The sequence below is a fragment of the Gordonibacter pamelaeae genome, from assembly GCF_003340385.1.
In the GTDB taxonomy this organism is placed as follows: domain Bacteria; phylum Actinomycetota; class Coriobacteriia; order Coriobacteriales; family Eggerthellaceae; genus Gordonibacter; species Gordonibacter pamelaeae.
In genome coordinates this window covers 417,308-436,250 of the sequence record NZ_PPTS01000001.1, presented here as the reverse complement: position 1 = coordinate 436,250, position 18,943 = coordinate 417,308, and the positions used below count along the sequence as shown (strand labels likewise).

Genomic DNA, 18,943 nt, shown 5'->3' with positions numbered 1-18,943 from the left:
GGGGGCTGCCATGTTCGAGAAGATCCTCATCGCCAACCGCGGCGAGATAGCGGTGCGCATCATCCGCGCGTGCCGCGCCATGAACATCAAGACCGTGGCCGTGTACTCCACGGCCGACAAGCACGCGCTGCACGTGTACCTGGCCGACGAGAGCGTGTGCATCGGTCCGCCCGCCGCGCGCGACTCGTACCTGAACATCGCGGCCATCCTGTCCGCCGCGAAGGGCACCGGCGCGCAGGCCATCCACCCCGGCTACGGCTTCCTGTCCGAGAACTCCACGTTCGCGAAGCTCTGCCGCGAGAACGACATCGTGTTCATAGGCCCCGCGCCCGAGGTCATCGACCGCATGGGCAACAAGAGCCAAGCGCGCAAGACCATGATGGAGGCCGGCGTGCCCGTGGTGCCCGGCACGAAGGAGCCGGTGCATGCCCCGGAGGAGGCGCTTGCGAAGGCGCGCGACGTAGGCTGGCCCATCATGATCAAGGCGTCGTCGGGCGGCGGCGGCAAGGGCATGCGCGTGAGCCTGTCCGAGGACGACTTCTGCGAGCAGTTCAGCATCGCGCAGCGCGAGAGCGTGGGCGCGTTCGGCGACAACACCATGTACCTGGAGCGCTGCGTCATGAACCCGCGCCACGTGGAGGTGCAGGTCATCGCCGACACGTACGGCACCGTGGTGGCGCTCGGCGAGCGCGACTGCTCCGTGCAGCGCAACCATCAGAAGATGATCGAGGAAAGCCCCTCCCCCGCGCTGTCCGAGGAGGTGCGCGCCGAAATGCTGGATGCCGCCGTGCGCGCGGCGCAGGCCGTGGGCTACACGTCGGCCGGCACGATTGAGTTCCTGCTGGACGACCAGATGAACTACTACTTCATGGAGATGAACACACGCGTGCAGGTGGAGCATTCCGTGACCGAGATGGTCACGGGCACCGACATCGTGCAGGAGATGATCCGCGTGGCGGCGGGCGACCCGCTCACGTTCACGCAGGACGACATAACGTATCGCGGCCACGCCATCGAGTGCCGCGTGAACGCCGAGCAGCCCGAGCGCGGGTTCCTGCCGTCGCCCGGCACCATCTCGCAGATGCACCTGCCCGGCGGCAACGGCGTGCGCGTGGATACGGCCGCCTTCGACGGCTACGAGATCTCGCCCTACTACGACTCCATGATAGCCAAGATCATCGTGCACGGTCGCGACCGCACCGAGGCCATCGCCAAGATGCGCACCGCGCTGGAGGAAATGGTGGTGGTGGGTGTGAAGACGAACCTGGACTTCCAGTACGCCATCATGGAGAACGAGACGTTCGCCGCCGGCGCAGCCGACACCAGCTTCATCGACCGCTTCATGAAGGGCGAGGTGTAATCATGATCGATGTTCCGGAACCCGCCAAGCCCGAGGGCGTCGCCGACGAGGTGTGGGCGCAGATGCTTGCCGCGTCGCCGGTGGAGGCGCGTCGGCTCATCCGCTCGGGCGATTTCACGGCGCCCACAAGCGGCCTGTGCCCCGGCTACGCGCAGGCGAACCTCATCGTGCTGCCGCGCGAGCAGGCCTACGACTTCCTGCTGTTCGCGCAGCGCAACCCCAAGCCGTGCCCGCTGCTGGAAGTGACCGAGGTGGGCGCGCGGCAGGCGACCATCTGCGCGACCGACTGCGACATCGCCACCGACTTCCCTCGCTACCGCATCTACGAGCACGGCCAGCTGGTGGCCGAGGTGGACAACGTCGAGGACTACTGGCGCGACGACCTGGTTTCGTTCGTCATCGGGTGCTCGTTCTCGTTCGAGAGCGAGCTCATCGAGGCCGGCATCGAAATCCGCCACAACACCATGGGCTGCAACGTGCCCATGTATCTGACCGGCGTGCCATGCACCCCGGCGGGCAGCATGTCCGGCAACATGGTCATGTCGATGCGCCCCATCCCGTACGACCAGGTGGTGAAGGCGGTGCAGATCTCCGGCGCCATCCCCAAGGTGCACGGCGCGCCCCTCCACATCGGCGATCCGGCGGCTATCGGCGTGCGCGACCTGGCCCACCCCGAGTTCGGCGACCCCGTCGAGATCCGCGAGGGCGAAGTGCCTGTGTTCTGGGCCTGCGGCGTCACGCCCCAGTCCATCGTCATGAACAGCAAGCCGCCGTTCGCCATCACCCACGCGCCGGGCTGCATGCTCATCACCGACACGAAGAACATCGACCTGAAGGAGTAGTGGATTGTACCGTATCGATCTCAACAGCGACCTGGGCGAGAGCTTCGGGCGCTATACGCTCGGGCTCGACGACCAGATCATCCCGCTCGTTTCCAGCGCGAACGTTGCGTGCGGGCAGCATGCGGGCGACCCGATGGTCATGCGCGACACCGTGCGCATGGCAGCGGATGCCGGCATCGCCATCGGCGCGCATCCCGGCTACCCCGACCTGCAGGGCTTCGGCCGCCGCGACATGAACCTGTCGCCCGACGAAGCCTACTCGTACATGCTGTACCAGATAGGCGCGCTGCAGGCGTTCTGCGCCGCCGCCGGCGTCCCGCTTCGGCACGTGAAGCCGCATGGCCAGCTGTACAACCACGCCGCCGTGGACCCGGAGCTGGCCGCCGCGCTCGCCCAGGCGGTGCGCGACGTGGACGACCGTTTGGTGCTGGTGGGCCTGGCGAACAGCGCGCTCGTGGACGAGGGGCGCAAGATCGGCCTGGTCACCGCCGAGGAGTTCTTCACCGACCGCAACTATACGGACGAGGGCAAGCTGGTGAGCCGCAACGACCCCGCCGCGCTCATCCGCAACGAGGAGGAGGCTATCGAGCGGGTGAAGAACGCCATCCGCGACGGCGCCATCCTCTCCGTGAACGGCAAGCTCATCGACCTGCATGCCGACACGATCTGCGTGCACGGCGACTCCCCTTCCGCCCTTGCCTTCGTGCGCCGCATCCGCGAGGCCCTGGAGCAGGACAGCATTGCCATCAAGCCCGTGAGCGCGCGCTAGGCAGCAGCCGCGCTGCCCGTTCGCGACGCAGGGGCTCGACGCTCTGCCTGACTGCGCCCCGCCGCCCCCTCCAACGCAAGACGCCCGCCGAAACGGCGGGCGTCTTGCGTTGGAGCGAAACGGGCGCTTCTGCAATAGCGAAAGCCCTAGCCCCCGATGAGCGCCTGGAGCGATGCCAAGAAGCTGGACATGTTGCGGTAGCACATGAACAGCGTGATCACGATGATCACCACGCCCGCGCAGTTCGCGAAGAGGTGGTTGCGCCACTTGCCCAGGTCCTTGCCGTTCGCGCAGTAGATGACGAAGAACGCCATGATGGGCAGCAGGATGGCGTTCGCCGCCTGCGCCACCAGGATCAGCTCGGTGGGGCTCTTGCCCAGCGCCACGGCCATCACGCAGCCGGCCACCAGCACGATGATCCAGATGAGCTTGAAGCGCAGGTCCTTCGTCGTCTTCTTCCAGCCCAGCACGCCGTTCACGGCATACGCGGCGGAGAACGAAGCCGTAATGGCGCTCGAGAAGCCAGCGCACAGAAGCCCCAGGCCGATCATCCACGTGGCCCACGAGCCCAGCAGCGGCTGCAGCGCCAACGCCATGTCCTTGCCGTTCGCCACCACGGCATCGGTGCCGTAGATGTTGGCGGCGGCGCAGATGAGGATGGCCATGGAGATGATGCCGCCCAGGCCGATGCTCAGGATGGTGTCAAAGCGGGCGTCGGAAACCTGCTCGGGGTCCTTGAAGCGCTCGGAGGCACCGGACGCATGCAGGAACAGGTTATACGGCACGATGGTGGTGCCGATGAGGCCCACAGCCGTGAGGATGCCCTTCGAGCCTTCTTCGGGCAACGTCGGCACGAAGAGGCCCGTGGCGATGGCGCCCCAGTCGGGCGACGACGCGATGGCCGTGACGAAGAACACCACGCCCATGAACACCACGATGGCCGTGAGGATGACCTCGACCACCTTGTACGAGCCGATCCACATGGCGATGAACGCCAGCACGCCCAGCACGATGACGATGGGGATCATCGGCACGTCGGGCAGGACCGCCTGGATGCCCAGGATGCCGCCCGTGATGTTGCCCGTCTCGTATGCGATGTTGCCCACGAAGATGGCGATGATAACAATCACGATCGCAATCCACATCAGCGCCTTGTTGGGAATACGATCGCGGATGTTTTCACCCAGTCCCTTGCCCGAGACGATGCCCACGCGCGACGCCATCTCCTGGAAGATGATGGTGGCCACCGTGGCGAACAACAGCGCCCACAGCATGGTGTAGCCGTAGCTCGCACCCGAAACCGTGCACGTGGTGACGGTGCCGGGCCCGATGAAGCCGGCCGCCACGAGCGCGCCGGGGCCCACGTTCTTGAATTTCTGTACCAATGTACTGCTCATACCCTCTCCTTTCCCTTCTCACGTTGGGGCCGACCTTCTTGCCTCCCCAATGATCCCCCTTGCATGTTTCGCCTCGGTTGCGCGAAACCTGCGGCGCGGTGCGCCGCGCAGATTCGTCTACTTTAGCAGAACGGAGGACACGCGTATATGGAAGAACGGCGCGGTGTCGCCGGTTGGCAGCGACACCGCGCCGAACGCACGCCTGCATCGCCATCGCTATCGAATCCGGCATCGAAGCGGGATCGGCCAAGGCCGCTCGCGCGCGGACTCCGCCCTGGGCGAGGCGCTGTGCACCAGTTCGACTTCCTGGTCAGCGGCATCGTGATCATGTTGAGAAGATGGCTGGCGGAGCAGTAGAGCGAACGCAACAGGGGAGCGTGCCAAAAGCCCGGGGGTAATGGCACATTTTCCGATGCGCCATTACCCCCGGGCTTTTGGCACGCTCTAGGCCGTTCTACGATGTCTTCCAGAAATCCTGGACGAGGGCCTGGCGGTTCGGCTGGCCCGTTTTCTGCAGGATGTTGTGCACGTGCACCTTCACGGTGCTCAAGGCCAGGTGCATAGCGGAGGCGATGTTCTGGTTGTCCTTGCCCACCAGCACGTAGCGCAGCACCTCGCACTCGCGCTCGGACAGGCGGTAGCGCTTGCCGTACAGGAGCAGGTTGTCGTCGATGAGCTCCTCCTGCCGGCCGCCCTCGTGCATGGGAGGCCGCTCGAAGCGCAGCGACAGCACGCGGAAGGCATCGCGGCAGGCGAAGAACGCGCAGCACAGCATGAGCACGTTCTCGGCGAAGTTGCGCTCGGGTGCATAGGCGCGCGGCCCGAGCAGGACGGGGTCGGGCAGCAGGAACACGCAGACGTCCTCCGCAACGATCATCAGGCCCAACACCCACAGCAACACGTAGAGCAAGCGGTGGCGGCGCAGGCGGTTGCGCCCGGACTCGTCCTTCGTCACGAGGAAGCGGAACCCGGCGAACAGCAGCATCCAGAACAGGTACAGCTCGCGCGGGAAGTAGAACAGGAAGCTGCGCAAATCGCCCTCGGGCAGCAGCGCCAGCACGGCCACGCTCGCCGCCACGAACAGCACGGCCGGCGCCACCTTGAACACACGGCGCTCCTCGCCCAGGTAATCGCATACCAAAAGCCAGAACGACGTGAGGAACCCGCCGCCCGTCACCACGAGCACCAGCGACATGACCACCGCGTACGCCGCGCCCAGCCCCGCGTCGGCGCCGGTGAAGAAGTCGTCTTGGAACACCCACGCCACGTCGAAGAAGTAGAACAGGAAGCCAGCGAAGGCGTACCGCATGGCGCGCTTGCGCGATACCAGGTAGGCGGAAAGGCATGCTGCCGATGCCATGATAGAACCCAACAGCACGAAGAGCGTGTAGTGGAAGAGCACGAATCCCACGAAGGAGCACCTCTTTCCTCGCTTGCGCACGGCCGCCTGCAACATGACCCATGATACACGAATCGGCATCGTTTCGGAAAAGGCTGCGGCATCCGAGCCGAACGCGCGCGGCCGCAGTGTATGGTTGCAGGATGCGCACTGCTCCCACCTGCGGTTTATTTGAGGTTTAGCGTCTTTCCCGGCCGGGTACACCCCGATCGATGCACCGGTAAACCCGCTTTACATCTTTCCTTCACGCAGCGGAGGGCGCATGGTGAGACCAACGCGTCACGGCATCGCGCCGCGGACGCACTTGGCGAAGAAAGGCCGGCGCGCTTAAAGGACGCGCGGGCCGACAAACCGAAGGAGGGTTGCACATGTCAGGAGTGAACGTCAAGAGCGAGATCAAGCCCTTGAAGAAAGTCCTGCTGCACCGCCCGGGCAAAGAGCTTCTGAACCTGACGCCGAACACGCTCGAAGAGCTGCTGTTCGACGACATCCCGTTCTTGAAGGTCGCCCAGGAGGAGCATGACGCGTTCGCGCAGGCTCTGCGCGACAACGGCGTCGAAGTGTTTTACCTGGAAGACCTCATGGCTGAGGTTCTCGAGGCCAACCCCGAGCTGCGCGAGCAGTTCCTCAAGCAGTGGATCGAAGAAGCCGGCATCCGCACGGATCGCTACCAGAAGATCATCTTCGACTACCTGCAGGAGAACTACCCCGGCGCCAAGGACCTCGTGCTGAAGACGATGGAGGGCATCAACCTCACCGAGCTCCACACCGACAAGTCCAACTCGCTGGTGGACCTGGTGTCCGAGTCCTCCAAGATGGTCGTCAAGCCCATGCCGAACCTGTACTTCACCCGCGACCCGTTCGCGATGATCGGCAACGGCGTGTCCATCAACCGCATGTACTCCGAGACCCGCAACCGCGAGACCATCTACGGCGAGTACATCTTCAAGTACCATCCGATGCTCAAGGGCACGCCTGAGTACTACAGCCGCTACAACACGTTCCACATCGAGGGCGGCGACATCCTCAACATCAACGACAAGGTGCTGGCCATCGGCATTTCCCAGCGCACCGAGCCCGATGCCATCGACGCTATCGCGAAGAACATCTTCGGCGATCCGACGAGCCCCATCGAGACCATCCTGGCGTTCAACATCCCGAACTCCCGCGCCTTCATGCACCTCGACACCGTGTTCACGCAGATCGACACGGACAAGTTCACCATCCACCCCGGCATCATGGGCCCGCTGACGGTGTTCGAGATCACCGCCGAAGGCGACGGCATCAAGGTCAAGGAAGTGAACGGCACGCTGGAGAGCATCCTGGAGACCTACGTCGGCCATCCCGTGGAGCTCATCCCCTGCGGCGGCGGCGACCGCATCGCGGCCGAGCGCGAGCAGTGGAACGACGGCTCGAACACGCTGTGCATCGCCCCGGGCAAGATCGTGGTGTACGAGCGCAACGACGTCACGAACAAGGTGCTGCGCGACAAGGGCCTCGACCTCATCATCGTGCCCTCCGCCGAGCTGTCCCGCGGCCGTGGCGGCCCGCGCTGCATGAGCATGCCCATCGAGCGCGAGGACTAAGCTCTTCCGCTATCACCGGTGGTCGCGCGCGACGCGCTCCGCGTGGCCACCTCTTCCCCCTGCGCCCCCTGCGCTGAATCCGGTCCCAAATGGCGAACGAGAACCGGATTCAGCGCAGGGGGCGTTCTCTCTGTACAGCTGGAGACGCCGCCCCGCATGCGCACTCCCGGCAACGTCCTGCGTCATTCTAAATAACACCTGTTCAAACGTATTGTAAAGCACTTTTGACACAGAAAAGGGTCGCGAAGCGAGACGTGTCAAAGCCCTTTGATGGTACACTTCCCTGCGTCATGGCAACCTTGGATCAACGAAGGGAAACGCATGGAGCTCGGCAGCCAGATCAAACGCCACCGAACGGAACGCGGACTCTCGCAAGACGACCTCGCCGCGAAGATCTACGTCTCGCGCCAGACCGTCTCAAGCTGGGAGAACGACAAGACCTACCCTGACGTGGAAAGCCTGCTGCTCCTTAGCGTCCTCTTCGACGTAACGGTCGACGAACTGATCAAAGGAGACGTGGAAGCCATGAAGGAAGCAATCGAGAACGACTACCGGAAGATGATCTACCTGGCGTGGGGAGGGACCGCAGTCGTGGTCGTCGGATGTGCGCTCTTCATCGGAGGGTTCACCTTCTGGGATTGGGGGCTCGTGCCGTCCGCCATCATCGGGCTGCTGGTGTGGGGCATCGGCCTGGTCATGCTCACGGTGGTCGAGCACCTGAAGAAGCAGCACGACGTGGTGACGTACCGCGAGCTGGTGGCCTTCTCGAAAGGTGAGCCCATCGACCGCAACAACGCCAAAAGCCTGCGCGCACGGCGGCATCCCGTGCTCAGAGGCGTGCTCCTCACCCTCGCAGCCGCCGCGGTAGGCGCCGTTCTAGGCTACTTCGGCTACCAGCTCTTCGGGTAGAGTCGCAGCGAGCAAAACGCACGTCGTGTGTCGATCAGAAGCAAGTTGATCGCGTTCACGATATCGAATATTCGGCTACGGTAATGGATTTGGAATTTTTTATCGATATATTACCGAATCGCGGGAATTCTTGTCCGAAGCCCGCTTTTGGGCATCCAACGTGCGGCTCTTCCCGCTGTTTTGGGCGGTTTTCTCGCCTTCGGAGGGGATTTCGGGGGCCTGATTGCCCGTTACGGTAAAATATCAGAAATTCTTTTCAATTCTATTACCGTAATCTAAATAAGAGGCCCTTCTGCTTTCCTCCAGCACCGAAAAAGCGCCCCGACCGGGGAGGTCGGGGTGGGGTCGGCGCACTTACTTCTGCGTGGTCTTCGCCTTCGTCTGGACCTTCTCGCCCTTGTCGACGGCAGAGCGGCCGCCGTGGTTGAAGCCGGTCTGGATGACGCCCTGGGTGTTGCCGGTGACGAACTTCGCCTTGTTCAGCGTGTCCATCTCCTTCTTCATATCCTCGACCAGCTTGATACACAGCTGCATCGAGAAGTCGGCGCGCGCCACGACGCGCTGGACGGTGGTGTCCTGCATATCGGCGGGCATCGGGTACGCGGGCACCAGCCAGCCGCTCATGCGCAGGCGGTCGGACAGGTCGTACAGCGACCACTCCACGTCGGCGTCGTCCTTCAGGCCCCAGCACACGATCGGAATGTGCGACGCATCCTCGTAGATCTCGAAGATGCCCATCTCCTTGAGCTCGGCGGCCAGGTAGCGCGCCACGTCGAGCGTGCGCTCCTGGATCTCCTTGAAGCCCTCGAAGCCGTTGCGCATGAGCACGTAGTACTGGCCCACGATCTGCGAGGCGCTGCGCGAGAAGTTGATGGCCATCGTGGCCTCCTCGCCGCCCAGGTAGCTCACCCAGAAGATCAGGTCCTCGGGCAGCGCTTCCTTGCTGCGCCACACCACCCAGCCGATGCCGGGGTACACGAGGCCGTACTTATGGCCGGAGCAGTTGATGGACCACACGTTCTTCAGCTGGAAGTCCCACACCAGGTCGGGCTCCACGAACGGGGCGAACATGCCGCCCGACGCGCCGTCGACGTGGATGCGGATCGGCAGCTTCGGATGCTCCTGGTTGTACGCTTCCACCAGCTCGTCGAGCTTCTGCACGTCGTCGAACTTGCCGGTGTAGGTGATGCCGAGGATGGCCGTAATGCCGATGGTGTGGTCGTCCACGTAGTCCATGACCGTGTCCATGTTCAGCGACAGATGGTCCTTCTCAAGCGGCACGAGGCGCATCTCGATGTCCCAATAGCGGCAGAACTTCTCCCAGCACACCTGGTAGCCTGCGGAGATCACCAGGTTCGGGCGCTGCTCGGTGTAGATGTCGATGCCGGCGTCCTTCGCCAGCTTCTTCCAGCGGAACAGCATGCCGAGGCCGCCCAGCATGCAGGCCTCGGACGAGCCGACGGTGGACGTGCCCATGGGCTCCTCGGCCGGGTCGGCATGCCACAGATCGCCGATCATGGCGACGCAGCGGTTCTCGAGGTCGGCCGTCATGGGGTACTCGTCCTTGTCGATGGCGTTCTTCTCCATCGTCTCGGCCATGATCTTCGTGGCCATGGGCTCCATGTAGGTCTGGCAGAACGTGGTGAGGTTCTGCGTGGCGTTGCCCTCGATGGACAGGTACTCCTTGATCATCTCGTAGGCGATGCGCGGCTCGACCGGCTGGTCGTTCATCTTGAGGCGCGGCATGGCCACATCGGATGCCTCGGAGCCGAAGATGGGCGTCGAGTACTTGGTGCCTTCGTCCATGCTATCGAGGATCTTGCTGGTAGATGTCTGTTCCTTCATGAAAACCTCCTGTTTCGAAGTGTGATACCTACGTTGTCGCCGCGCGCTACCGAGCGGGCTTGTTGGTGTCGACGCCCGTCTCGCGCCGCGGGTCGGGCGTATCCGGGTCGGCGCGGGGAACGCCCTCGCCCACCACGGCCTCGGTGACGCTCGCACGCAGCGAGGGGTCGCCCTCGGCCGTGCGGTCGAGCAGATCGTCGCGCACCTCGCCCGCGTCCTTGACGTCGTCCTTGCGCGCATGCGCCGCGACGGGAGCCTCGCAGGCAGGCGGTGCCTCATGGGCGCCCGCGCCCGTGTCGAGGTCGATCTCGCGCACCGCCACCTCGTCGCGCATGACGGGCTGGGGCTCGGCCGGCACGTCGTCCGTGCTGACCGTGGGACCGGAGTCAACCGCCATGGGGCCCGAGGGACGGCTGGTCACGCTGACCACCGCCGCCGAGATGCCGCGCGCGACCGTGGCGCCGAAATCGGAGCCGGGCCCGCCCCCGGCCGACATGCCGGCCGCTCCCGCGCCGCTCGGCTTCGCGCCGCCACGGAGGTTGTCCGTCGCCCGCGTGCGCTTGTTGATGGGCCCGCTGTCGCCGAGCGTGCTGGACTTCGCCGCCGGGGCCGCGCCCTTCTTCGGGTCAACCGCCACCGGGTCGGACGGCTGGGCCGCCTTGCGCGCATTCGGGCCCAGGGGCACCGCACGCGCCGCCGTGCCCACCGGGGCGCCCTTGCCGGCATGCGCGCCGGCAACGTGCGCGCCGCTCGCAGTGCCGACACCCGCGCCAGCTGCCGCGCCGACCGCCGCACGGTTGGTCGGGCCCTGGGGAGCCCACCTATGCCGCAGCGCGTAGATGACGAACGGGATGGCCACGGATATCACGAACGCGATGCCGAGCGTGGCCTGGTACACCATGTTCGACTGCGCATCGAGGTTCGACGACGGGAAGAACGAGATGATGAGCGTTGCCACGGTCATGAACAGGCCGGCGCCCGCCACGATGGCCTTGAACGGCGTGCCGCCCGGCAGCTGGAACGAACGGGGCAGGTCCTTCTTCTTGAAGATGAGGTAGAAGTACCCGAGGAAGAACAGCACGTAGCCCACCAGGTAGATGACCACCGTCAGGCCGATGGCCGTGAGGTAGCCCACCGACGAGCTGGACCCGCCGGACAGCGCGATGGAGCCGCAGAGCACCGCATCCCACACCGTGACGATGCAGGCCTGGATGACCACGGTCTTCACCGACACGCCGTGCTTGTTGACCTTCTTGAAGGAGGGGGGCAGGATGCCGTCGTGCGCCGTGTCGAGCAGCGCGCGGGACGGGCCCACGATCCAGGCCGAGATCTCGGCCAGCACACCCAGCGCCAGAAGCAGCGCCACCGCGAACACGATCCAGCTGAGGCCGGGGCCGATATGCTGCACGAAGATGGCGCGGAACGCCTCGATCACGCCGAACGACAGGTTGCCGTCGAGCACCGACGCCGGCAGCGTCGTGGCCACGGCCAGGCCGCCCAGCGCATCGAGCGCGATGGTGAGCACTGCCAGGATGATCATGGCCAGCGGGTAGTTGCGGTTCGGGTTCTTCAGCTCGTTCACGTGCGAGGCGGATGCCTCCACGCCCATGTACGCCAGGATGAACGACGCGAAGATCACGAGCGTATCCACCTTGCCGAAGTCGGGCACGAACGTGGCCGGCGTCATGTTGATCTGCGACACGCCGCCCGTGGCGAAGTAGTAGACCAGGCCAACCAGCAGCACGATGACGGGCAGGATGATGCCTCCCACGAAGCCCACCTTCGAGATGCGCGCCGTGTACTTCGTGCCGCCGAGCTGCGTGAGCGTGAGGATCCACACGATGGCGGCCACGCCGAAGAACATCACGAGCGGGTTGTTGTACAGCGCGTCCCACTTCACCACGTAGGCGAACGCCGCCAAGATGAAGAACGCCATGGTCACGAAGCCCACCGTGATCTGGAACCACTGGAAGAACAGCGCGGCGAAACCCCAGCGCCTCCCCAGCGTGTTGCCAACCCACGAGAAGATGCCGCCGGACTCCCACCCCTTCACCGTGGCCATCTCCGCCGCGCACATGGCGACGGGCAAGAACCACAGGATACCGCCGATGATCAAGAAGAACACCAGCTGGAACCCGGACGAGGCGAACGAGGGATACTCGTACACCGTCATCACCATGGACGCGGTGATGGCGAAGAACCCGAAGAACGTCAAAGACCGCTTGAAAGACGGACGGCTCACCTTGCCCACGGGGCCGGGATCGGCCGAGGGCGCGACCGCCTGCTGACGGGTTTCGCTCATGCTCCAACTCCTTTCCTAGACGGGCGACGCCGCCATCCCAAAAGGCAGATGGATGCCGTCGCGTTTGCTTGCGTCCGTCCGTTCTATCAGACGCAGGAAAGGGAGAACGACGGAGGGGAGAAGGTTCACCCTCCCGTCGCTTAAGCGTGAGGTTCGGGATATGAAAGAGGGCGCGGACGCCCCGAAGCGGAACGCAGGCAGCTAGCAGCCAGCGGCCTTCGTGTAGGCCTCGATAGCCTCGTCGAGCAGTTTGCCGGTGGTCTCGCGCACGTCCAGACCCTCGGAGATAGAGGTCACGGCGGCACCATCGACGATGGCCACCACGATGCGCGGCGTCATGGGAACGCCCGCCCGCTCGAGGATGCGCGCGATGGCGGCATCCAGCAGAACGCGGCCCTTGCGGTAGGCCTCCGTGACCACGCTCGAATCAGCCGCGCCGATGAGCTGCGCGTAGTGCGCCTTGGGCACGATGGAGTCGTCCGGCAGGCACGCGCGCGTCAGAAGCTCGGTAATGCGCGCGCGGCATTCCTCGGGCTCCAGCTTCTCGCACAAATCCGCCACCCGCTCGGCGCGCTGCGCCCACAGCTGGATGTTGTACATGCCCGCCTCGTGCAAGAGCTCGGTGACGGAGTCGAAGTAGTAGCCCACCGACGAGGACGCCGCCCCGGCCCACTTCGCCACCTTGCGGTACGTGACGGCCTTGGGACCCTCCTCGCGCAGGAGCGCGGCGGCGGCGAGCACGAGCGACGTGCGCGTGATCTGAGCCTTCAATGACTTCGGCGTTGACGATTCGCTCATAGACCCCTCCAACCTGCTCCCTGCCGCTGTTGCAACCGCCCCATTATACGATGAAATACGCGCCGGTGCCGAGACGGCCCGCCGCCGCGGCCCGGACGGCCGCCGAAAGAAGGAGCCGCCCCAACGGAGCGGCTCCCGGCAGGCCTCGCAGCGCGCGGCGCACGCACCCCGCCTACACCTCGGACAAGTCCTTGCCCGTGTGCTCGTGCGACAGGATCATGGCCACCAGCGCCAGCGCGGCGATGAACACCATGTAGAACCCGGGCGCGATGTCGTTGCCCGTCATATCGATCAACCAGAACGAGATGAACGACGCCGAGCCGCCGAAGATGGCATTGGCCAGGTTGAAGCTCAACGCGAACCCGGAGTAGCGCACGTCGGTGGGGAACGTCTCGGTCAGGTAGCTGGACAGCGTGCCGTCGTTGATGGTGAGTATGAGGCACATGACCAGCTCGACCAGCAGGATGATCCAGAAGTTCTTCGTACCCAGCAGCATGAACGCCGGGATGGTGAGCACGATGAACCCGACGCAGGCGATGATGAGCATCTTCTTGCGGCCGAAGCGGTCGGAGATGCGGCCGGACACGAAGATGAACCCGATGTAGGCCACCAGCACGATAGTGGTGATGATGGATGCCGCGCTCGGATCGTAGTTCAGCGTGGTCTCGAGGTAGTTCGGCAGGTAGGTGAGCACCGCATAGAAGCCCACGGCGTTCAACACGCAGGCGCCGAACGAGATGATGAGCACGCGCAGGTGCTTCTTGAACAGCGTGCGGATGGGATGCTTCACGCTGGAACCCTGCTGCTTCAGGTGCTCCTGCATCTCCTCGTACACCGGGGAATCCTCGAGATACGTTCGGATGTAGTGCGTGATGTAGCCCAGCGGCAGCGCGAGCAAGAACGGTATGCGCCAGCCCCAGTCCACGACGAAGTCCGACGTGGCGCCCCAGGTGTTGAACATGAACGTGGCGAACAGCGAGCCCACGAGCAGGCCCGTGGCCGTGGACGCCGGCACCATGGAGCAGTAGAAGCCGCGGTGGTTCTTCGGCGCGTACTCGGCGATGAACGTGGCCGCACCCGCATACTCGCCGGCGGCCGAGAAGCTCTGCACCATGCGCAGCGCAAGCAGCAGCAGCGGCGCGCCCACGCCGAGGAGGGCGTAGCCGGGCAGACAGCCGATGAGGAACGTCGCACCGCTCATCATGAGGATGGAGATGGACAAGGCCCACTTGCGGCCCTTCTTGTCGCCCATGTTCCCCCAGAACACCGCACCGATGGGGCGCACGAGGAACGAGAGCGCGAACACGGCGAACGTGCTCATCACCGCCACGAAGCGGTCCTCGCCCGGGAAGAACACGAGCGCGATGACCGTGGCCAGGTAGGAATAACTCGCGTAGTCGAACCATTCGATGAAATTGCCCAGGAACGACGAGAACGTGACCTTTTTCAGGGTTTTATGCTGCTCTTCTTCCGAGAACGACCGGGGAGGAACAGCGTTGGCAGTACCGCTTTCAACATTCATGATAGCCCCCTAAGAAATGCGCGGCTTTGTGGAGCCGGGGACAAAACCGCTTGGCAAGCCTTCGCTTCATGTGGAGCCCTCCTGACAAAAATGGGGAGATACGCTTCCAGCAACCGTTATGATAACGCCAAAACTCGGCCTACCACCAAGATGTAACGTTTACCCGGCAGGCAGCGCTCCGCGACCGGGGTCTGGGAGAAGGCGCGGAACGCGCGGAAACCAGCTGGAGCAAGCGGCGGCAAGGGAAGATCGCAGCGAGAACCCCGACGCTGCGATGCCCGAGGCGCGGCGGCCGGCAGAACCGAGCCGCCGCGTTTTCAGAACCCCTGTCGTGCCCAGTCGGCTATCAGTAATCTTCGAGCAGGTCGACCTGCTCCTTGCTCGCACGCATGATGAAGTTGTGCTTGGCCCGTTGACCGCCCTGGGCCAGCTTGCGCAGGATGATGCGCTTCAAGCGCGGGTACTCGTTCATGCCGTACCAGGCGAACGCCGTGCCGCCCACGTAGCATTCCACGATGCTGTGCACGGGGGCGTTGGCATCGCGCTTCGCGTCGAGCTCCAGGTACTCGCGGATCTCGTCGGCGCATACGTCGCGGATAACGTCGGCGCTGATCTCCAGCTCGCGTGCAAGCTGCTTGAGCTGGTAGGTCACCTCGGCGTCATCGGCATGCGGGAAATACGTCACATCGTAGGTGACGGCCGCCACGCCCGACGTCTGGGCGAACCCGAGGAACGAGTCCAGCGCCATCATCTGCACATGCTCTTCCGTGCGTTCTGCAATGTCCAGCTCGGCGGGGAAGCCCTTGAGGCCGACTGCCCCGAACGCCTCCTTGAGCTGCTCCTCGGTCAGGGCAGGCTCGAACTCGACCTCGGTGGCGATGTGGGTCAGATTGGTCGTGATCTTCATATGACACACCGTTCCTTTCTTCTCGCTCGGCCTACTGCAGATGCTCGTCTTCCTCGGCCTTTTCCAGGCGGGCAGCCAGGTTCTCGCTGATCTCCTCCTGCTGCTTCTGCTTGCGGCCGACGATCATGCCCCTGATGGAGGGCACTGCGCCGCCGCCGATGATGAGCAGGCCGCCGATGATGGTGTTGATGGTGAGCGCCTCGCCGAACACCACGAGGCCCACGAAGATGGCGACGGGCACCTCCCAGTACGCGATGGTGCCGTAGTCTGCGGCAGGCAGGTTACGGCCGGCAACCAGCAGGAATCCGAGCGCGATGGGACCGCAGATGATCCACAGGAGCACGGTGCCAATCCAGTTGAACGGCGTGAAGTGGATGTTGAGCGCCCAGTTGGCCATGCTCGGGTCGATGCTGCCGAGCGAGTTCAGCACGATGGTGATGGAGCCGGCGCCGATGACGGCGAAGATGAAGTTCCACACGCCGCGCGCCGTGGTGTCGGCGTCCTTGCGATAGCCGTTGAAGAACATCGAGGCGCCGTAGAAGAAGCCGGAAGCGAGGCCGAACGCATCGCCGATGCCCTTCTGCGGGAACTCGGGCGTGGACGGCACGAGGTTGAAGTCCACGAAGAAGCCGTTGTCGCCGAAGCCCATGAGGTTGTTGCCGAACAGCATGCCGATGAACACCGCCCCCAGGCAGATCCACTGCAGCTTGGACATAGGCTCCTTGCGGAAGATGCGCGCGAGCAATACGCAGACCACCGGGCCTATGTAGATGAACAGAACCGCGTTCGACACGGTGGTGAGCAGCGTGGACGTGACGTAGCACGCCAGCGACATGCCGATCATGAGGCCGCCGAGCGCGATAGCCGGCGTGAGCTTGAGCTTCTTGAACACATGCACCTTGTGCGTGGCAAGAAGCAGGACGACGAAGAAGAGGACGCCCATGCCCATGCGCCCCACGGCCATGAGGGCGCCGATGGAATCGCCGGCGTTCAGGCCCGCCGCCCCGTTGAACATGTCGGTGCGCGTAGCCCAGCGGCTGAACAGCGGCACGAGGCCCATGCCGGTCGCCGAGATGAGCATGGCGATGGTGCCGAAGCCCACCCTCATCTGGTAGCTGCCGGAGCCGTCCTTGCCGTTGCCGAGCTCGGGCTTGTCACCCAGATCCGGCGTGTTGGTGGTTTTGTTGGTATCTGCCATTGGTCCTCCTTAAAACCAGTAGCAAGAAAAAGGAAATCCCCTTTGCCAGCCGCAAATCGGGCCCTGTGAGGCCGAATGGGTATACGGGTACCTAGTCGGCCTCACAGGGCCGAATCGTGCATGCGGTGGTATAGGTTGAAGAGCAGGAAAGGGGATCTGGAGCGATAAACCCTGCCAGATCCCCTTTCTTCTGTTAATCGACGCTTGCTTTCAGCAAGTGGCTTGTTGTGCTAGGCGGCTAAGCGACTAGTCGTTCCACATCTCCGGGCGCACCAGGGTGGGATCCTTGACGCGGTTCGGGAAGTAGTCGAGGCAGTCGCCCTCGCGGTAGACGTCAGCCGTGGAGCAGTGCAGGCCGCCGCCGAACGGATAGGCGTCGCGCAGGTCGCAGGGGATGACGTTCATGCCGAGCTTGTCCATCTGCTCCTGCTGGTGAACCTCGGAAGCCTCCACGATGACCGTCTTCGGGTCGAGCACGAGGCAGTTCATGGACAGCCAGACGGAGCTGTAGCACAGCGCCGGCGGCTCGTCGTGGGCCGGCTGGGCGGCTTCGACGATCTGCCAATCGTTGGCCTCGAAGATGGCGCGCTGCTCTTCGGGGAGCTTGCGGTGCGGGTTGTTGATGATCAGGCCCGGACGCAGCGGCACGAAGGTGGCGTCGATGTGGATCGGGTACGGGTCGCCGGGGAAGTTCACGGCGTGCACGCGGTACTCGGGGTAGTAGCGCTGGAACCAGTCCATGGCCGTGCGGTTCGTGGTCAGGCCGTGCTGGATGAACAGGTCCTTGCCCATGCGCATCACGTCGGCGGCATCCCACATCGGCTCGACCTCGGTGGTCACGAAGTCCTTGTTGGCCGTGCGGACGAGGCGCTCTTCCAGCGTGATCTTCTCGTCGTAGTAGTTGTGCTTGTAGGAGGCGTCCGTCAGGCGGGGACGGGGGGCCTGGGTCCACAGGAAGTCGGGATCCTCGTCGAAGTACTGCTTCATGAGGGGCCAGTAGGCCAGGTACTCGAAGTAGCGGCAGCGGAAGGAGTTCGCGGAGGCCATGATCTCGTTGCCGACGGTGAGCAGGATGTCACGCGGAGGCATGCAGGTCATCATGGAGTCGTTGCGGAAGTCCGGCGTGCCGATGGCCTGGTTCCACTGCAGCGGGGTAGGACGGTCGACGACGACGCCGCGGTCCTCGAGGATCTTCACGAGGTTCTCGAGGCACTCGTTGCCACGCTCGACGGTGGCGAGGGGACGCAGGCCCCACATGCCGCGCATCTCGGAGTCGACAGGCACCTTCTCGGAAGTCGCGGGCTCCTCGGGGGGGATCATCGAGTTGTCGCAACGACCCACGATGACGCGCTTCAGCGGATCCCAGTCGTTCCAAGAATTGACTATCTTCGCCATGACAGTCTCCTTTCTGTGGCAGCGCTCTTCGCTACCGTTGGGTGGCACACTACATACTACTGCAGCTTGCTGGTTTTTGCGCTGCAACTCAGAGTGCTGGGAGACTGGTGGTTCATGACGCTCCCGGTTTTCCTACCGTCGCATGCTTACCAGATTTGCCGTTGAGGAAGTTATACCATCTTTTTTGTTCACCTGCAACACAAATTTTCGAATGATTTTTAACAAAAAAACAATGATCTTGTTCATATGCACAAAAATATTACGGTTTGGTGAAGCTTTGCGCGAAACGAGATCATGACCATATTGGATATTCTTCTTCTTTGTTTCCATAGTTCTGCATAAAAAGGAATCAAATCGTAACCTCATGCAGGGGGGGCTGCCCGCGGTTGCCGTAGGAAAAACAGCGGCGTTTTGCACAAAACGAGGGGCTCCGAAGAATCGCCGGGATAGAGGGGGCGGGAAAAAACATATCTTGCCGCTCATCGACCCCCTCCCCCTGCAAGCATCCGCCGCCGCTTCCATTCAGTCGGCCGCGCAACGCTCCCCTCCAGCCCCTGCACCGCTCTTCCTTCCGGCGGGCCATACGCCGCTCTTCCATTCGCCGGCAATGCCGCCTTTCCATCCAGCCGGCAGGGACCACGCGTGCAGGGGAGGCCGTCCGGCGCATGTGGTCAACCTCGGAGGTTTCTCCATGCGCCGGACGGCTCCCCCGAT

15 protein-coding genes are annotated in these 18,943 nt (G+C 63.9%); 5 read left to right on the top strand and 10 right to left on the bottom strand.

Annotated features, from left to right (window positions below; all coding sequences use genetic code 11):
• Window positions 1-10: 10 nt before the first annotated feature.
• The 3 genes from accC to C1877_RS01830 are packed head-to-tail and all read left to right on the top strand — an operon-like array spanning window position 11 to window position 2,971.
• A complete protein-coding gene (gene accC / locus C1877_RS01840; RefSeq protein ID WP_015540034.1) occupies window positions 11-1,360 on the top strand; it encodes an acetyl-CoA carboxylase biotin carboxylase subunit in 1,350 nt (449 codons plus the stop codon).
• Between the two features lie 2 nt (window positions 1,361-1,362).
• On the top strand, window positions 1,363-2,202 hold the full coding sequence (locus tag C1877_RS01835) for a putative hydro-lyase (RefSeq protein ID WP_015540035.1): 840 nt from the start codon (window positions 1,363-1,365) through the stop codon (window positions 2,200-2,202).
• Window positions 2,203-2,206: 4 nt separating this feature from the next.
• Window positions 2,207-2,971, top strand: coding sequence for a LamB/YcsF family protein (locus tag C1877_RS01830; RefSeq protein WP_015540037.1), 765 nt, complete (start codon window positions 2,207-2,209; stop codon window positions 2,969-2,971).
• A 146-nt stretch (window positions 2,972-3,117) separates the two neighbouring features.
• On the opposite strand, the gene C1877_RS01825 is transcribed toward C1877_RS01830, so the two are convergent.
• On the bottom strand, window positions 3,118-4,368 hold the full coding sequence (locus C1877_RS01825) for an Nramp family divalent metal transporter (protein ID WP_041239575.1): 1,251 nt from the start codon (window positions 4,366-4,368) through the stop codon (window positions 3,118-3,120).
• A 454-nt stretch (window positions 4,369-4,822) separates the two neighbouring features.
• The gene (locus tag C1877_RS01820; protein WP_114568284.1) at window positions 4,823-5,779 is read right to left on the bottom strand and encodes a helix-turn-helix transcriptional regulator; all 957 of its coding nucleotides are present in this window, start codon (window positions 5,777-5,779) and stop codon (window positions 4,823-4,825) included.
• A 356-nt stretch (window positions 5,780-6,135) separates the two neighbouring features.
• On the opposite strand from C1877_RS01820, the gene arcA reads away from it, so the two are divergent.
• Together arcA and C1877_RS01810 are read left to right on the top strand one after the other, a co-directional pair.
• Complete coding sequence (arcA, locus tag C1877_RS01815) at window positions 6,136-7,353, top strand: arginine deiminase (protein WP_041239576.1); 1,218 nt, start codon at window positions 6,136-6,138, stop codon at window positions 7,351-7,353.
• Window positions 7,354-7,674: 321 nt separating this feature from the next.
• A complete protein-coding gene (locus C1877_RS01810; RefSeq protein WP_114568207.1) occupies window positions 7,675-8,262 on the top strand; it encodes a helix-turn-helix transcriptional regulator in 588 nt (195 codons plus the stop codon).
• 354 nt (window positions 8,263-8,616) lie between these two features.
• Here C1877_RS01810 and gad read toward each other — a convergent pair whose 3' ends face one another.
• The 8 genes from gad to C1877_RS15100 all read right to left on the bottom strand — a co-directional run bounded on the left by gad (window position 8,617) and on the right by C1877_RS15100 (window position 18,712).
• Entirely contained in the window at window positions 8,617-10,107 is a 1,491-nt protein-coding gene (gene gad, locus C1877_RS01805; RefSeq protein ID WP_015540040.1) for a glutamate decarboxylase, read from the bottom strand.
• Window positions 10,108-10,153: 46 nt separating this feature from the next.
• The gene (locus C1877_RS01800; protein WP_114568206.1) at window positions 10,154-12,409 is read right to left on the bottom strand and encodes an amino acid permease; all 2,256 of its coding nucleotides are present in this window, start codon (window positions 12,407-12,409) and stop codon (window positions 10,154-10,156) included.
• A 201-nt stretch (window positions 12,410-12,610) separates the two neighbouring features.
• The gene (locus C1877_RS01795) at window positions 12,611-13,207 is read right to left on the bottom strand and encodes a TetR/AcrR family transcriptional regulator (RefSeq protein ID WP_041239578.1); all 597 of its coding nucleotides are present in this window, start codon (window positions 13,205-13,207) and stop codon (window positions 12,611-12,613) included.
• 172 nt (window positions 13,208-13,379) lie between these two features.
• A complete protein-coding gene (locus tag C1877_RS01790) occupies window positions 13,380-14,729 on the bottom strand; it encodes an MFS transporter (RefSeq protein ID WP_015540041.1) in 1,350 nt (449 codons plus the stop codon).
• 346 nt (window positions 14,730-15,075) lie between these two features.
• Complete coding sequence (locus C1877_RS01785; RefSeq protein WP_114568205.1) at window positions 15,076-15,636, bottom strand: hypothetical protein; 561 nt, start codon at window positions 15,634-15,636, stop codon at window positions 15,076-15,078.
• 31 nt (window positions 15,637-15,667) lie between these two features.
• Window positions 15,668-16,834, bottom strand: a complete 1,167-nt coding sequence (locus C1877_RS01780; protein ID WP_015540043.1) for a DMT family transporter — start codon at window positions 16,832-16,834, stop codon at window positions 15,668-15,670.
• Between the two features lie 246 nt (window positions 16,835-17,080).
• Window positions 17,081-18,229 carry an N-dimethylarginine dimethylaminohydrolase gene (locus C1877_RS01775; RefSeq protein ID WP_015540044.1) on the bottom strand — a complete coding sequence of 383 codons (1,149 nt, stop codon included), beginning with the start codon at window positions 18,227-18,229 and terminating at the stop codon, window positions 17,081-17,083.
• Window positions 18,230-18,361: 132 nt separating this feature from the next.
• Window positions 18,362-18,712, bottom strand: a complete 351-nt coding sequence (locus tag C1877_RS15100) for a hypothetical protein (protein WP_147274493.1) — start codon at window positions 18,710-18,712, stop codon at window positions 18,362-18,364.
• Window positions 18,713-18,943: the final 231 nt, after the last annotated feature.

What these genes read in the sequence shown, in the direction of transcription:
- accC (WP_015540034.1), top strand. Translation starts at nt 11, where the DNA reads ATGTTCGAGAAGATCCTCATCGCCAACCGCGGCGAGATAGCGGTGCGC.
- C1877_RS01835 (WP_015540035.1), top strand. Translation starts at nt 1,363, where the DNA reads ATGATCGATGTTCCGGAACCCGCCAAGCCCGAGGGCGTCGCCGACGAG.
- C1877_RS01825 (WP_041239575.1), bottom strand. Translation starts at nt 4,368, where the DNA reads ATGAGCAGTACATTGGTACAGAAATTCAAGAACGTGGGCCCCGGCGCG.
- arcA (WP_041239576.1), top strand. Translation starts at nt 6,136, where the DNA reads ATGTCAGGAGTGAACGTCAAGAGCGAGATCAAGCCCTTGAAGAAAGTC.
- C1877_RS01810 (WP_114568207.1), top strand. Translation starts at nt 7,675, where the DNA reads ATGGAGCTCGGCAGCCAGATCAAACGCCACCGAACGGAACGCGGACTC.
- gad (WP_015540040.1), bottom strand. Translation starts at nt 10,107, where the DNA reads ATGAAGGAACAGACATCTACCAGCAAGATCCTCGATAGCATGGACGAA.
- C1877_RS01800 (WP_114568206.1), bottom strand. Translation starts at nt 12,409, where the DNA reads ATGAGCGAAACCCGTCAGCAGGCGGTCGCGCCCTCGGCCGATCCCGGC.
- C1877_RS01795 (WP_041239578.1), bottom strand. Translation starts at nt 13,207, where the DNA reads ATGAGCGAATCGTCAACGCCGAAGTCATTGAAGGCTCAGATCACGCGC.
- C1877_RS01790 (WP_015540041.1), bottom strand. Translation starts at nt 14,729, where the DNA reads ATGAATGTTGAAAGCGGTACTGCCAACGCTGTTCCTCCCCGGTCGTTC.
- C1877_RS01785 (WP_114568205.1), bottom strand. Translation starts at nt 15,636, where the DNA reads ATGAAGATCACGACCAATCTGACCCACATCGCCACCGAGGTCGAGTTC.
- C1877_RS01780 (WP_015540043.1), bottom strand. Translation starts at nt 16,834, where the DNA reads ATGGCAGATACCAACAAAACCACCAACACGCCGGATCTGGGTGACAAG.
- C1877_RS01775 (WP_015540044.1), bottom strand. Translation starts at nt 18,229, where the DNA reads ATGGCGAAGATAGTCAATTCTTGGAACGACTGGGATCCGCTGAAGCGC.
- C1877_RS15100 (WP_147274493.1), bottom strand. Translation starts at nt 18,712, where the DNA reads ATGAGCGGCAAGATATGTTTTTTCCCGCCCCCTCTATCCCGGCGATTC.